Below are 14,910 nucleotides of genomic sequence, written 5' to 3'. Positions count from 1 at the left end.
TTATAAACACATAGAGAACAAAAAAACAATATGACTTAAAGGAGTGTGTCGTTATGAGTAAAGAAATTAGATTAGAAGATAAAATTGGTGAGATTGTAACAGATCAACCTAAAACAATAAATGTGTTTTTAAAATATGGCATAGATTTTTGTTGTGGAGGTCACAGAGCATTAGGAGAAGTCATTGAGGAAGAAGGTTTAGATAGTGAATTTATTCTAGAAAACCTTAATAAAGATGGGGAAATTAGAAATAATGATAATGAGGTTAATTATGCTTTATATTCAAAACCAGAACTAATCAATCATATCATAAGAACCCACCATGATTATTTAAGGGAGACATTACCAATTATAAGTGGGTTAGTTAATAAAATATACGAAGTACATTCAGATAAATTTCCAAATGTATTAAGTGAAATCAACACAGGTTTTCATATGTTAAAAGATGAATTAGAAAGCCATCTTGTAAAAGAAGAAGAAGTCTTATTTCCTTTAGTCCTTAAGTACGATGAGGCAGTTGATGAAAAGGAAAAAGGGCATATTAAAAAAACCATTATTGAATTAGAGGAAGAACACGAAAAAGCAGGAGACATATTAAAAAGAATGAACAAAATTACATTTGATTATAAAGCGCCTACAGGTGTTTGCCAAACTTATATTACCACTTATGAAAAACTAAAAGAATTAGAACTTGACTTATACCAACATATACATCTTGAAAATAATATTTTGTTTAAAAATATACTATAGAAGGGTTGATAATTATGAGCTTTAAAATAAATGATACAATTACTTGGGTAGGAAAAATAGATTGGGAATTAAGGTCTTTTCATGGTGAGGAGTACTCTACTCATAAAGGTTCTTCATATAATTCTTACCTTATTAAAGATGAAAAAACTGTATTGATTGATACCGTTTGGAAACCCTTTGCTAAGGAATATGTAGAAGCATTAAAAAAAGAAATTGATTTAAAGGACATTGACTATATTATTGCAAACCATGCCGAGATAGATCATAGTGGGGCCTTAGAAGAGCTGATGAAAGAAATCCCTGATACACCTATATATTGTACAAAAAACGGTATCACTTCATTAAAAGGCCATTTCCATAAAGATTGGAATTTTGTTGAAGTAAAAACAGGAGATACATTAGATATTGGGAAGAATCAATTGATTTTTATTGAAGCTAGAATGTTACATTGGCCAGACAGTATGATGACCTACTTAAAAGGAGAAGATATCTTATTTAGTAATGATGCCTTCGGACAGCATTATGCATCAGAGCTTATGTATAATGATTTGGTTGATCAAGGTGAATTATACCAAGAATCTATTAAATATTATGCCAATATATTAACGCCATTTAGCCCCTTAGTAACTAAAAAAATTCACGAGGTCTTAGACTTTAATCTTCCTATTAATATGATTTGCCCAAGTCACGGTATTATATGGAGAGACAATCCAGTGCAAGTAGTTGAAAATTATTTGAAATGGGCTAACAATTATCAAGAAAAACAAATCACATTAATATATGAAACTATGTGGGATGCAACAAAAAGAATGGCAGAAGCCATTGCAGAAGGTATTAAAGCAGTTTTACCAGATTATAATATTAAGCTTTATAATGTAGCCAAATCCGATAAAAATGATGTCATAACAGAAGTTTTTAAATCACAAGGTGTATTGGTAGGATCTTCTACTATAAATAACGGTATATTATCATCTATGGCATCTCTTATGGAAATGATAAAAGGGTTGCAGTTTAAAGATAAAAAATCAGCAGCTTTTGGTTCATATGGTTGGTCAGGTCAATCTGTTGATATATTAACTCAATTATTAGAGGCATCAAAAATAGAAGTTATAGATAAAGGCATAAAAGTTTTATGGAATCCAGATGAAGAACATATGGAAAAGTGCAGAGCATATGGGAAAGAATTTGCGAAGGCTTTCAAATAAGAAAAAAATTACCAATTGGTAACCTGGGTTACAGAATAAAAGATTGTAATTCTTTATAATTACAATCAAGGAGTGAATGAGATGAAACAAATTGAAATCCTAACCAAGCAGCATAGCGATATAGAAAAGATCATTAGAGAAATTGAAGGATTAAAAAACGATTCTATAAAAGAAAATGCAACACAAATAGCTATGAAAATTAATCAGTTAGCTGGCATATTGAAGATTCATCTTAATTCAGAAGATAAATATATGTACCCTAACTTAATAGAGAATACGAATCATAAAATTTCACAAACAGCGAGTCTTTTTGTTGAAGAAATGGGTAACCTAAATAGTATCTTCGAAGATTATAAAGTGAAGTACAATACTATGAGCAAGATAATTAGCGATATGGAGTCCTTTAAAGAAAATACTAAAAATGTAATGGCAGCATTATTAGGAAGACTTAAAAAGGAAGAAAAAGAGTTGTATATATTATTATAAATTAAAATAGGAGGCATTATCATGAATGTAAATAAAGATATGACAATTGGAGAAGTATTAAGAGCAAAACCAGAGGCAGCAGGTGTTTTAATGTCCTTTGGAATGGGATGTATGGGTTGCCCTTCTGCACAAGGAGAAACCATTGAAGAAGCAGCTATGGTACACGGTTTAGATGTCAATACCATATTAGAAGCATTAAATAAATAATAATTTTACTGGAGGATGTCATATGAGTTTGTTTTTAGGAGATATACATTTTTGGTTATACAATAAGATTATATGGGCTGAGAGATTAGAAGATAAGATTATAGAATTAGCTAAAGAAAAAGGCTTGCCAGCAGAAGAATGGAAAGTTGAAAGTTATGATAAATTTGGAGAGCCAACAGGGGGTAAAGATTTAGAAAGTATTATTGATACGTCTAATATACACGGTTGGTTACAACAAAAAATATCCAATGTTGAAACAAGACAGGGTTTTTTGATTACTAAAATGCTAGAAGTGGATGACTCTATTAAAGAAAGTATTATAGGTCTTTTTAAAGAACAAGGTGCTTTAGCAGCCACTCATCTTGATGGTGAAATTGAAAACCCAGAGGAAGTTTTTAATGCATTAAATAACTTTGTAATTGAAGGGATGCCTTGTGATAGAGTAAATCAAATTGTTACAAGTACAGATACAAAATTTGTATGGACAGTAACAGCTTGTTTGCATAAACCTTATTGGGATCGAGTTGCAGGAGATATAGAAGTTTTTTATGAACTAAGAGAAGCTTGGGTTAAATCTTTTGTAGAAAATCTAAGTGGGAATTTTACTTATGAAAAATCAGGTTTTACGCATACCATAAATAAAAATTAGGAGCGTGAGTTTATGAATAGTTTAGAATTAATGATCGATGAGCATAGATATATAAAGCGTATGCTTGCAGTCATAAAAAAAGTTTGTTATAAAGTCATGGATAATGAAGATATAGACTATAAAGATTTTTTTAAGATGATTGATTTTGTTAGAAATTATGCGGATAAACATCATCATGGTAAGGAAGAAGATTTTTTATTTAACAGAATGGTTGAAGAATTAGGTTCAGCAGCAGAAAAATTAGTAAAATACGGTATGCTTGTAGAACATGATTTAGGAAGACTGTTTATGCAACAATTAGAAGAAGCCGTTAACAAAGTGATAGCAGGAGATAATAAAGCAAGATTAGACATCATTGCCAATGCTATAGGGTATCATGATTTATTAACAAGACATATTGATAAAGAAGACAATGTGGTATTTACTTTTGCACAGAACAATCTTGCCAAAGAAACACTCGATCGAATCAATAAAGAAAGTTTTGAGTATGAACGTAATGCAACAGATAATGAAGTTCAGAAAAAATATATTGGGCTATTAGAAAGTCTTGAAAACAAATATGAAAATTAAAAGGAGAGATATTATATGGCGAATCATTTAATTAAAAATATAGATTTTTCAAAAGTAGAAATTATGGAGGACCTTGTAACCTATCAAGAGGGTCAAGTGGTAAGTAGAACTTTATCACAGGGAAAAGCATCAAGTTTAACTTTGTTTGCCTTTGATAAAGGAGAAGAAATCAGTTCTCATTCTTCTAGTGGGGATGCATTGGTTTATGTTTTAGATGGTAGTTCAAAAATCACGATTGGTGATGAGGTTTTTGAAGTAAGTAAAGGTGAAATGATTGTAATGCCAGCGGGTATTCCACACGGGTTAGAAGCCATAGAGCAGTTTAAAATGTTACTAGTGGTTATTTTTTCTCAAAATTAAAGATAAAGTAGTATTTTCAAAGGCCTTCTAGGATTTTGAGGGTACTACTTTTAATAAAATTATAATTTATTTGCATTATGAGGAATAAGTTGAGATAATATAGAAGTATATTATTAACGATGAGTGTTAATACTTTTAGGAGATGAGGGCTAATAATAGGTTACTGTTGCCACTTCTCTTGAAGGTATATATTATGAATTTTGAAAGGAGTTTTTAATTATGAAAGCACATGTTGATAAGGAAGCTTGTATCGGTTGTGAGTTATGTCCAAGTATCTGTCCAGAGGTTTATAGAATGGAAGATGATGGGTTGGCAGTTGCTATAGACGTTGATGTGCCATCAGAGCATGAGGATGCTGCACAAGAGGCTGCAGAGTCTTGCCCTACTGATGCAATTGAAATTGGGTAGATACATTTAAAACCATTGCTAGGGTCGTGCCTAGGGGTATTATAAATAAGATTTATCGACCCTTATCCATCCTTGGATAAGAGGGTCGAGCTACGCCATCCGTGGCTCCGCTGTATAATCTTATATATAATACCCCTAGGCTTTTTCTATTAGGTGATTTTTCAGTCTAAAATCATTTACTTGCTTGTACATAGAGTGTTTTATACAATATTAATCAACTTTTATACACGGTAAAACAAATTAGTTTAATTTTCTTTGCTTGGTGTAACATTTGTTACAGAAAGATATACCCCTATGGACTATAATAAGTTTAAGAGATACAACAACACATTCTTTTTAAGGATTGTATCATAGATTAAAAAATTCTAGGAGGTATATTTTATGTCAATGTTTTGTTATCAATGTGAGCAGACAGCAGGTGGTAAAGCCTGTACGTCTATGGGAGTATGTGGAAAGACACCAGAGGTTTCTGGTTTACAAGATTTATTAATTTATCAATTAAAAGGTATTGGTTTTTACGGAAGTAAGTTATTAGATCAAGGTAAAAAAATTAATGCTAGAGTTCAAAATTTTGTTATAGATACTGCATTTTCAACTTTAACGAATGTTAATTTTGATGATGAGAGATTTGCTGAGTTTCTTAAAGAAGGTGCTGCAATTAAAGCCGAGTTAAAAGCTGAGCTTGGAGATGTTGAAGGTAAAGTGCCAGCAGAAGCAACTTATATTTTACCAGGTACTTTAGATGAAATGATTAGAGATTCTAAAATTGCTGGTATTATGGTTGATGATACTTTAAATGAAGATGTTCGTTCTTTAAGAGAGATGTTAATATACGGGTTAAAAGGTATGGCGGCTTATGCACACCACGCTTTTGTATTAGGTAGTGCAGATGAAGAAGTTAACAATTATTTCTTTAAAGCTTTTGGTGCAACAGTGAATGATGATTTAGGTGTGGCTGAGTTACTTGATATTTTAATGGAGTTTGGTGGCGTTAACTTAAAATGTATGGCATTGCTTGATAGTGCTAATACAGGTACTTATGGTCATCCAACACCAACAGCGGTAAATATTAATAATAAAAAAGGACCTTTCATCGTTATTTCAGGTCATGATTTACACGATTTAAAAGAGTTGCTTGAGCAAACAGAAGGTAAAGGGGTTAACATTTATACACACGGTGAAATGTTACCAGCTCATGGTTATCCAGAACTTAATAAGTATCCACATTTAGTAGGTAACTTCGGTGGTGCTTGGCAAGATCAACAAAAAGAGTTTGATGGTCTTCCAGGATGTATCTTAATGACAACTAACTGTTTACAAAAACCAAAAGCATCTTATGCAGATAGAATTTACTCAACAAGTGTTGTAGGATTCCCAGAAATGCAACATATTGAAGAAGTAGATGGTAAAAAAGATTTTACTGCTATGATTGAAAAAGCAATTGAATTAGGTGGATTTACTGAAGATGAAGAAGTAAAAGAAATTATGACTGGTTTCGGACATAATGCTACTTTAAGTCACGCTGAAACAATTGTTGGCGCAGTAAAAGATGGTTTAATTAGACATTTCTTCTTAATTGGTGGTTGTGATGGTGCTAAGTCAGGAAGAAATTATTATACAGAAATAGCTGAAAAAACGCCAGCCGATACTGTGATTTTAACAGTAGCTTGTGGTAAGTTTAGATTCAATAAATTGGATCATGGTAATATTGGTCCATTACCAAGATTACTAGATGTAGGTCAATGTAATGATTCATACTCAGCAATTAGAATTGCCGTAGCATTAGCAGAAGCATTTGAATGTGGAGTTAATGACTTACCATTATCTATTATTTTATCTTGGTATGAGCAAAAGGCTGTATGTATTCTTTTAACTTTATTATCTTTAGGTATTAAGAATATTCATATTGGACCTTCATTACCAGCATTTGTTTCACCAAATGTATTAAATGTTTTAGTTGAGCAATTTGCGGTGAAACCAATTTCTACACCAGATGAAGATTTAAAAGCTATCTTAGGATAATCCCCCTATCCCCCTATTTAAAACTAGAGTGAGTTTACTTGCTCTAGTTTTTTTGTAATAACCTAATTAATTTCCAATGAAATCAATCCAAGAAATAAGAACTACCATCTAGAGAACTAACAACTTCAAATGAAGGGGTTCCGTAGAATAGACCTATGGCATAAAAAGTATAAGCATTTCCAGTTAGTAATAAAACATTAGGGACAGTAGATATAATTTCTCCAGTATCAGTACGTTTAATTTCTATATTAAAATTAGAAGCAGTTGTTATTTGAATATAATCAGTGCTCTCATTGGCATTAATATTATTAAACTTTTCTTGGGCGTTTATTAGAAAGCTTAGAGGTGGAGAATCAGGGGAAACATTAACAAATTTTATAGATACTTTATCAGAGGTAATTTCAGCATCATCACTAATATCTATAATTTTTAAGCCTTCTAATAAATTAACTGATACTGTAGAAATAACAGCTTCATCTGGAATAACGATAGTTGTTTCATAAAAAAGCGTATCAGGTTCATTAGAAAGATTAATAGAAAGAGTATATGCTCTTGGTTCTAAAGATAAATACATTGTCTGTTGCTTGTATCTAAGATTATTAGCAATAAGCCTGTTATCCAGATATATATTGATAATAGGTGCTAGCTGTGAGAAATTAGCAAATCGTATGTGAGCACTAACTCTGCTAATAGGCCTTACGATTAATGAAGTGGGAGGTTGGGGACCTAATGTTATATATCCTCGTACTTGTTGTTGTGTAATATAATAAGAAGGAGCGGAATGGATAGAATCTTCTTTGGGAGGGATCCACATATAAAAAACCTCTTTATATTCTAATTAAATTATTATATGCCATAGATGATATATTATGAGACTGATTTTAATATAGTAGAGAAAAGTAGAATTATAAAAATGTTAAGCTTTTGTAAAGTTAGTTGACTTTTTAATAATTTTTGCATATTATAGTATATGAGTAGATGCTCATATACGCATATGGAGGTGGATCATTTGTTAGTGAATATTTTAAAGGCAGTTGGTGATGGGAATAGGCTTAGAATTCTTCATTTATTAATGGAGAAGGAGTTATGTGTCTGTGAGTTAGAATCCTTACTTGATATAACACAGTCGAATGCTTCCCGCCATTTAAATAAATTAAAAAGTGCTGGTATAATTGAAAGTTTTAAGAGTGCTCAATGGGTATATTATAGGATTAGTGATACTTTTATTGAGGAACACAAAGAGCTATACGATTATCTTAGAAGTCAGTTTACAATGGATAAAGACATAGAGCTGTTACACCGTTATTTGAGTAGTGAATTTGATTGTACTTTTCTAAGAGACGATAAGGAGAAAGTTTTAAAAGTATTAACAGAACAATGTGTGAAATAATATTATTATCCTATAGGAGGTTATCATTATGGAAAAAGAACAAAAACAAGGTATAGGTTTTTTTGAAAAGTATCTAACCATTTGGGTTGCCATTTGTATTGTTGCAGGGGTTGCTATTGGAAGATTTTTACCTATTGTTCCTGAGACACTAGAAAGACTTGAGGTTGCAAAGATTTCTATTCCAATTGCAATATTAATTTGGTTAATGATTTACCCAATGATGTTAAAAATTGATTTTAGTAGTATTGTAGAGGCGTCTAAAAAACCAAAAGGGTTAGCAGTTACAACAGTGGTGAACTGGTTAATTAAACCTTTTACAATGTATTTGATCGCTGCATTTTTCTTTCAGTTTGTTTTTAAAAATTGGTTTTCACCTGAATTGGCTGAGAATTACTTAGCAGGAGCAGTGCTTTTAGGGGCAGCACCTTGTACAGCAATGGTGTTTGTATGGAGTCATTTAACAAAGGGTGATGGTGCGTATACATTGGTTCAAGTTGCTGTTAATAATTTGATTTTATTAGTGGCATTTACACCTATAGTAGCATTTTTATTAGGGGTGTCAAATGTACCAATTCCTTATGATACATTATTTTTATCCGTTGCATTCTTTATAATAATACCTTTATTAGGTGGCTATTTATCAAGAAAGTTTATTATTAAAGCTAAAGGTGAAGAATACTTTGAAGAAGTATTTGTTAAGAAGTTTAATGGCGTTACCATCACAGGGTTATTATTGACACTTACTTTGATCTTTACATTCCAAGGAGATGCCATTATTAACAATCCAGTACACATAGTACTCATTGCAATCCCATTAATAATCCAGACGTTTTTAATTTTCTTCCTGGCTTATGGTTGGGCGAAAGCTTGGAAATTACCTCATAATGTAGCAGGTCCAGCAGCATTAATTGGATCAAGTAATTTCTTTGAATTAGCAGTTGCAGTTGCAATTACTCTATTTGGGGCACAATCAGGAGCAGCATTAGTTACCGTAGTAGGTGTATTGGTAGAAGTACCACTTATGCTTACCTTAGTAAAAATAGTTAATAAAACAAAAAAAGCATTTGATTAAATCTAACGAAAGAGGTGGATTATATGAAAAAGAAAGTAGCGTTTATATGTGTACACAATTCTTGCCGTTCTCAAATGGCAGAAGGTTGGGCCAAAAATCTTGGTAGTGATGTGTTAGAAGTATATTCTGCAGGGACAGAGGATTATCCAGAAGTTAAACCTTTAGCTGTTGAAGTAATGGAAGAAGCAGGCGTAGATATGAGTGAACATAAGCCTAAGTTATTAAGTGATATTCCACCACAAATGGATATCGTCATTACAATGGGATGTAATGTTCAATGCCCAACATTCCCAACGAAACATAGAGAAGATTGGGGCTTAACAGATCCATCAGGTGGCCCAATTGAAGGCTTTAGAGAAACGAGAGATATTATTAAAGGAAAAGTTGAAGAGTTAATTGCTAGAGTAAAGAATAATGAACTTTAATTCAAGAGAGTGTGCCTTATGGTGCACTCTTTATTCATTGAAAGGGTGATTTTCAAATCCTTGCAAGCAAGTTTGCAGATTAGACTTTATTAACTCACCTTATGCCTCTTACTTTGCAAGAGACATAAGCTTTGTTAACTCACCTTATGCCTTTACTTCGTAAGAGACATAAGCTTCATTGAAAGTCTAATCTCCAAATCCTTGCAAGCAAGTTTGCAGATTAGACTTTCAAATACTTTGATAATCAAAAGATAGACAAATAAAATATAACATATTATAATATAATAGAAATATAAATACATTTTGTGGGAGTGGGTTTAATATGGCTATACAAATTATCACCGACAGTAATTGTGATTTACCAGAGGAAATAATCAAAAAGTATAATATTGAAGTATTACCAATACTTGTTTACCTTGATGATGTAGAGTATTTGGATGGAGTAACCATTAAACCTAAAAAAATATTTGATGATATGAAAGAGGGTAAGGTTTATAAAACCTCTCAAATACCGCCAGATATGTTCTCTAAAGTTTTTGACAAATATGTTAAAGAAGGCAAGGAATGTATTTACATTGCAATATCATCTGAGTTATCAGGTACATATCAATCTGCGGTTATGGCAAGAAATGAAATATTAGAAGAATTTCCTGAGGCAGATATAACGAATATTGATAGTCAATGTGTTTCATTAGGTTTTGGACTGGTTGTTTATAAAGCTGCATTAATGGCAGAAAGTGGCAAGTCCAAAGATGAGATCATTGAAGCAGTTAAACAAAGTGCACAAAATATGGAACATGTATTTACTGTTGATAATTTAGAGTACTTATGTAGAGGTGGCCGATTAAGTCGTACGTCAGCATTTGTTGGTGGACTCCTTAATATTAAACCAATACTAAGTGTTGAAAATGGAAAATTAGTACCACTTGAAAAAATTAGAGGTAGAGCAAAGGTAATCAAAAGAATTGTTGACTTAATGAAAGAACGAGGCAATAATTTATCAGATCAAACAATTGCAATAAGCCATGGGGATGACTTAGAAACTGCCCACAAATTAAAAAATATGATTGAAGAAGAATTTGGATGTAAAGACTTTATTATAAATAATATAGGGTGTGCAATAGGATCTCATGCAGGACCTGGTACTTTAGCTTTATTTTTTTCAAAATAATAAATAAATGATAAGCGTAGCATTTTTTGTTGCGCTTTTTCTATATCCTAGGAATAAAAAAAGAATAATATATTAATAATTTAAGATATGGTTTTATTTGATTTAACAATGATTAAAAAGATTTATATCAAAAAAGCTTTGTATATCAAAATATTTTATTATCAAAACAATTTACATTTTATCATATATACTTTATAATAGATATAAGTATATTTATACATTTATAAAGTAAGGTCAAAAGGAGTTGTAGTTATGGACATAAAGCCACTTAAAATTGGAGATATAGAAGTAAGGTTACCTATTGTACAAGGTGGCATGGGAATAGGGGTATCAAGAGGTAAGTTAGCAGCAGCAGTTACCAATGCTGGTGGGATAGGCGTTCTTTCAGGCGCGCAAATTGGATACGATGAGGAGGATTTTTACTCGAATCCTTTAAAAGCGAATATAAGGGCATTGAAAAAACATATCTCTGAAGCAAAGAATAATATTCATAAAGGTATCATTGGCATTAATTTTATGGTGGCTCAAAGATACTATGATGAATATGTTAAAGAAGCGGTAGATAGTGGTATTGATTTAATTATATCAGGAGCTGGTTTACCTATAAAATTGCCACAACTTGTTGAAGGTACAAAAGTTAAAATCGCACCTATTGTTTCCTCTGTAAGAGCATTAAGACTTATTCTTAAAAGTTGGGATAAGAAGTACAAAAGAACTGCAGATATGGTAATTGTAGAAGGGCCAAAAGCAGGGGGTCACTTAGGCTTTTCAGAAGAAGATATTAATAATGATATTGATTTTGATAAGATTCTTATAGAGATAATGGAAGAAATCAAAAACTATGAAGCAGAATATAATATGAAAATTCCTGTTATAGCAGCAGGAGGTATATATGATGGCTATGATGTGACAAAATACTTAAAATTAGGTGTAGACGGTGTACAAATAGCTACTAGATTTGTTACAACAAATGAATGTGATGCTCATGATAATTACAAACAAAAATATATTGATTGTAAGGAAGAAGATATCACTTTGGTTAAGTCTCCTGTAGGATTACCAGGTAGAGCAATTAATAATAATTTCGTAAAGAGACTTAATAATAAAGAAAGAATTGTTGATAATAAATGTCATTTATGTATATCGTCTTGCAATCCTAAGGAAATACCATTCTGTATAAGTAAAGCATTAATTGACGCAGTAAAAGGTGATTCTGATAATGGCTTGATGTTCTGTGGAGCTAATGCTCACTTAGCGGATAGAATTATGTCAGTACAAGACGTTATGAATGAAATAGAAAGTCAAATAAAAGAATCATAGTAAAAGTATAAAAAACTTAAGGGATACACTATGGGATAATAATAACCATCTCATTTTGTATTCCTTTTTCGTTACTTTAATTATAGGGTTAACAGAAAGACTTTAATAATAAATCTATAGATAATATGATAATATGAATTGAAATATTTAACTTTTAGGGTATAATAAAATAAAGATAAAAATAGATATTAAAAGTTAGGGTGAGTATATGAAGAAGAGAATTTTTAAGGAATTACTTAGTTGGAGTATTTACATTATAGGTGCATTTATTAGCGTATTGGTTATTAATACTTTTATAGTACAACCAACTCAGGTACAAGGGAGATCTATGGAAGGCACTCTAAAGAATAATGATAGAATAATTATTAATAAATTGAGCACAATTAATAAGTCCTATGATTATGGAGATATAGTAGTGATTGATAGTAGAGTAGACAAAAAAAGAACAGTCTTGGATGAGTTAGGGTTTAACCTTAGAAACAACTTAATAGCTTTTTTAATTACAAAAAGTCAAGATGATTACTATTGGATAAAAAGAATTGTGGGTAAAGAAGGAGATATCATTGAGTTTACTGAGAATACTGTAATGCTAAATGGAGAAATATTAGAGGAACCCTATTTGGATAAACCTGCTAGATATAATATTGATGAACAGATTATTGTTCCTAAAGGACATATTTTTGTACTTGGAGACAATAGAAATGTTAGTGAGGACAGCAGACATATAGGAACAGTTCCAATTGAAAATGTCATAGGGAGTTATTGGTTAAAAGTAAATAGAAATTAGGTGTATATATGATTATAAGAGACGGTAAACTAAAAGATTTAGGAAGAATAACAGAAATATATAACCAAGCTATACTTAAGACGGTAGCAACTTTTGATATTGAACCAAAAACAGTCCAAGATAGAAAAAACTGGTTTGACAAATATTTCTCAGATAATCTACCTATTTTTGTTATGGAAGTGGACAATGTGGTTTGTGGTTGGATTTCCTTATCCAAATTATTCGATAAATGTGCTTATAAAAATACAACAGAAATATCACTATATGTGGATGAAAATTTTAGATGTCAAGGGATAGGTAATCAATTGATGGCTCACTTGTTAAAAGAGATGAGAGAAAATAGAAAGTGTCATACTATTATTGCTAGAATAGCCAGTGAAAACCATGAAAGTATAAAATTGCATTTAAAACATGGCTTTAAGTTGGCCGGTGAATTAAAAGAAGTGGGCTATAAATTTGACAGGTATATAGATGTACAATTTTATCAATGGATTAATGATAATAATAAGTAAATTTAACTACAAAGGGGGCTTTTAAATGAGTGCCAAAATGGTTGGGAAAGTTAATATTATTCTAGGGATTGTAACGATAGTCGTTAGCGTTGCTGTTGGAACTTTAAGTATAATCTTTGGAGGATTGCTTCTAAAAAGAGGTGCAGAGTAGACTCTGCACCTAATAAGGAGGAATGAATGTGGTAGTGTACAATTATTAATTGTACAGCGGTAGCTTCATCTTTAGTGATACTATATAATATGTGTTTGTCCACATTGTGTTACAAAAAATGGGGATGAAAATGAAAATAGGTGATTAATAATGTATGAACATGATGGCAAGTATGTCGTAATGACCATCTTTTTTGGAATAATGGGTTTAGTACTTTGGTTATTGCCTTTAATTGGCGTCTGTATAAGTTTGCTATGTATTATACTAAGTATCAAGAGTTTAAATAGAAAATCAACAATCATTATGAAGGGATCCCTTGTATTAGGTGTTGTTGGCTTCTTTTTATCCTTTATAAATAGTATCTTAATCTATGTAATGAACTGATAAAGGTCTTGTTGAGTTTTAGGGAGTGTATATTTTGATATTTAAAAAAATTGATAAGAAGTATTATAAATTTGGAAGTTATATTTTGTTTTTTATATATATTATTCTCTTGATGAACGTATTGTTTTTTAGTGATTACTATGGAAGAACTCAAATAATAGATGAATATACATATAATATTATCCCCTTCAAAGAGATTAGAAGATTTATAGTATATCGACAGAATATGACTTTTTTATATTGGGTAACCAATTTATTTGGGAACATACTAGCATTTGTCCCTTTAGGGTTTTATTTGCCAATTTTAAGCAAATATTATAAGAGTTTTGTAAAGGTTGTTGTATGTAGTTTTGTTGTTAGTTTATTAATTGAATTATTACAATTACATTTTAGAGTTGGTATTTTTGATGTGGATGATATGATATTAAATACTCTAGGTGGTGCAATTGGATATATATTATATTATGTAGCCGCGAAGGTATATACAAAGTGTAAAAAGATTAAAGGGGATACTTATGGATAGATTACAATTAAAGTTGAATAATTTAAAGCATTCACGAATAGGGATTGTTTCAACGGTATTAGGGGTTATATCTTTAACAATATTTATAAGTTTAATATTTATATTGATGGTAATAAAACCAGTAGATGAAACTCAGTTGGTATTAGTTGGTTTTTTAGGTTTGGTGAGTTTAATTACATCGGTTATTGGATTCTTTTTTGGAATCATAGGATTGTTTCAGCAAGAAGCCATAAAGATGTATTCATTAATTGGATTAATTGGAAATGGTATTATTGCAGTTATGTTTATGTATTTTTATTACTTAGGAATAGTATATTAAAAAAGAGATATCGTTATTTTTTTACGATATCTCTTTTGTTTTGTTAATATTAGGAAAGTTTTCTATAAATCATAATCATTATTATTATTATTGTTGTTGTTATTATTAGGTTCTATAATAAATGTTGGGGTGTAAAAACCTCAACATTATTTTTTTGTAAAAAAATAATGCACTTATCCTCAATTCCCTTTAACATGTTA

Annotated in this window: 21 protein-coding genes; 20 read left to right on the top strand and 1 reads right to left on the bottom strand. The window is 31.0% G+C overall.

Annotation, left to right across the window (positions count from 1 at the left end):
- Positions 1–53 precede the first annotated feature (53 nt).
- The 9 genes from ric (at position 54) to hcp (ending at position 6,656) form a co-directional block, all read left to right on the top strand.
- Complete coding sequence (gene ric / locus EDC18_RS13585) at positions 54–749, top strand: iron-sulfur cluster repair di-iron protein (RefSeq protein WP_132254028.1); 696 nt, start codon at positions 54–56, stop codon at positions 747–749.
- A 14-nt stretch (positions 750–763) separates the two neighbouring features.
- Complete coding sequence (locus EDC18_RS13580; RefSeq protein WP_132254026.1) at positions 764–1,954, top strand: anaerobic nitric oxide reductase flavorubredoxin; 1,191 nt, start codon at positions 764–766, stop codon at positions 1,952–1,954.
- 81 nt (positions 1,955–2,035) lie between these two features.
- Entirely contained in the window at positions 2,036–2,440 is a 405-nt protein-coding gene (locus EDC18_RS13575) for a hemerythrin domain-containing protein (RefSeq protein WP_132254024.1), read from the top strand.
- Between the two features lie 21 nt (positions 2,441–2,461).
- Positions 2,462–2,647 carry a DUF1858 domain-containing protein gene (locus tag EDC18_RS13570; RefSeq protein WP_132254023.1) on the top strand — a complete coding sequence of 62 codons (186 nt, stop codon included), beginning with the start codon at positions 2,462–2,464 and terminating at the stop codon, positions 2,645–2,647.
- 22 nt (positions 2,648–2,669) lie between these two features.
- A complete protein-coding gene (locus tag EDC18_RS13565; protein ID WP_132254021.1) occupies positions 2,670–3,296 on the top strand; it encodes a hypothetical protein in 627 nt (208 codons plus the stop codon).
- A 12-nt stretch (positions 3,297–3,308) separates the two neighbouring features.
- Positions 3,309–3,866, top strand: coding sequence for a hemerythrin domain-containing protein (locus EDC18_RS13560; protein WP_132254019.1), 558 nt, complete (start codon positions 3,309–3,311; stop codon positions 3,864–3,866).
- Between the two features lie 15 nt (positions 3,867–3,881).
- Positions 3,882–4,226 carry a cupin domain-containing protein gene (locus EDC18_RS13555; RefSeq protein ID WP_132254017.1) on the top strand — a complete coding sequence of 115 codons (345 nt, stop codon included), beginning with the start codon at positions 3,882–3,884 and terminating at the stop codon, positions 4,224–4,226.
- A 219-nt stretch (positions 4,227–4,445) separates the two neighbouring features.
- Complete coding sequence (locus tag EDC18_RS13550) at positions 4,446–4,634, top strand: ferredoxin (RefSeq protein WP_132254015.1); 189 nt, start codon at positions 4,446–4,448, stop codon at positions 4,632–4,634.
- A 387-nt stretch (positions 4,635–5,021) separates the two neighbouring features.
- Entirely contained in the window at positions 5,022–6,656 is a 1,635-nt protein-coding gene (gene hcp, locus EDC18_RS13545) for a hydroxylamine reductase (RefSeq protein WP_442929371.1), read from the top strand.
- 82 nt (positions 6,657–6,738) lie between these two features.
- Here the strand turns inward: hcp and EDC18_RS13540 are convergent, their stop codons facing one another.
- Positions 6,739–7,470, bottom strand: coding sequence for a DUF4397 domain-containing protein (locus EDC18_RS13540; protein ID WP_132254011.1), 732 nt, complete (start codon positions 7,468–7,470; stop codon positions 6,739–6,741).
- A gap of 201 nt (positions 7,471–7,671) precedes the next feature.
- On the opposite strand from EDC18_RS13540, the gene EDC18_RS13535 reads away from it, so the two are divergent.
- The 11 genes from EDC18_RS13535 to EDC18_RS13490 all read left to right on the top strand — a co-directional run bounded on the left by EDC18_RS13535 (position 7,672) and on the right by EDC18_RS13490 (position 14,710).
- Entirely contained in the window at positions 7,672–8,046 is a 375-nt protein-coding gene (locus EDC18_RS13535; RefSeq protein WP_243115125.1) for an ArsR/SmtB family transcription factor, read from the top strand.
- Between the two features lie 28 nt (positions 8,047–8,074).
- The gene (gene arsB / locus EDC18_RS13530; RefSeq protein ID WP_132254010.1) at positions 8,075–9,118 is read left to right on the top strand and encodes an ACR3 family arsenite efflux transporter; all 1,044 of its coding nucleotides are present in this window, start codon (positions 8,075–8,077) and stop codon (positions 9,116–9,118) included.
- 23 nt (positions 9,119–9,141) lie between these two features.
- Complete coding sequence (locus tag EDC18_RS13525) at positions 9,142–9,543, top strand: arsenate reductase ArsC (RefSeq protein WP_132254008.1); 402 nt, start codon at positions 9,142–9,144, stop codon at positions 9,541–9,543.
- A 322-nt stretch (positions 9,544–9,865) separates the two neighbouring features.
- Positions 9,866–10,714: a DegV family protein gene (locus tag EDC18_RS13520; protein ID WP_132254006.1), complete on the top strand. Its 849-nt coding sequence runs from the start codon at positions 9,866–9,868 to the stop codon at positions 10,712–10,714.
- A 252-nt stretch (positions 10,715–10,966) separates the two neighbouring features.
- Positions 10,967–12,034 (top strand): NAD(P)H-dependent flavin oxidoreductase, encoded by a 1,068-nt coding sequence (locus EDC18_RS13515; RefSeq protein WP_132254004.1) that lies wholly within the window; start codon positions 10,967–10,969, stop codon positions 12,032–12,034.
- Between the two features lie 208 nt (positions 12,035–12,242).
- On the top strand, positions 12,243–12,821 hold the full coding sequence (gene lepB, locus EDC18_RS13510; protein ID WP_132254002.1) for a signal peptidase I: 579 nt from the start codon (positions 12,243–12,245) through the stop codon (positions 12,819–12,821).
- An 8-nt stretch (positions 12,822–12,829) separates the two neighbouring features.
- Complete coding sequence (locus EDC18_RS13505) at positions 12,830–13,333, top strand: GNAT family N-acetyltransferase (RefSeq protein WP_132254000.1); 504 nt, start codon at positions 12,830–12,832, stop codon at positions 13,331–13,333.
- A 25-nt stretch (positions 13,334–13,358) separates the two neighbouring features.
- Entirely contained in the window at positions 13,359–13,484 is a 126-nt protein-coding gene (locus EDC18_RS14890) for a hypothetical protein (RefSeq protein WP_279230945.1), read from the top strand.
- A 150-nt stretch (positions 13,485–13,634) separates the two neighbouring features.
- Positions 13,635–13,868, top strand: a complete 234-nt coding sequence (locus EDC18_RS13500; protein ID WP_132253998.1) for a hypothetical protein — start codon at positions 13,635–13,637, stop codon at positions 13,866–13,868.
- A 34-nt stretch (positions 13,869–13,902) separates the two neighbouring features.
- The gene (locus EDC18_RS13495) at positions 13,903–14,391 is read left to right on the top strand and encodes a VanZ family protein (RefSeq protein ID WP_243115123.1); all 489 of its coding nucleotides are present in this window, start codon (positions 13,903–13,905) and stop codon (positions 14,389–14,391) included.
- Positions 14,384–14,710 (top strand): DUF6142 family protein, encoded by a 327-nt coding sequence (locus tag EDC18_RS13490; RefSeq protein WP_132253995.1) that lies wholly within the window; start codon positions 14,384–14,386, stop codon positions 14,708–14,710. Before EDC18_RS13495 ends, EDC18_RS13490 begins: the two co-directional genes overlap by 8 nt.
- The last annotated feature ends 200 nt before the right edge of the window (positions 14,711–14,910 follow it).

Source organism: Natranaerovirga pectinivora, assembly GCF_004342165.1.
GTDB classification, from domain to species: domain Bacteria; phylum Bacillota; class Clostridia; order Lachnospirales; family DSM-24629; genus Natranaerovirga; species Natranaerovirga pectinivora.
This window is presented reverse-complemented; position numbering and strand designations above follow the sequence as displayed.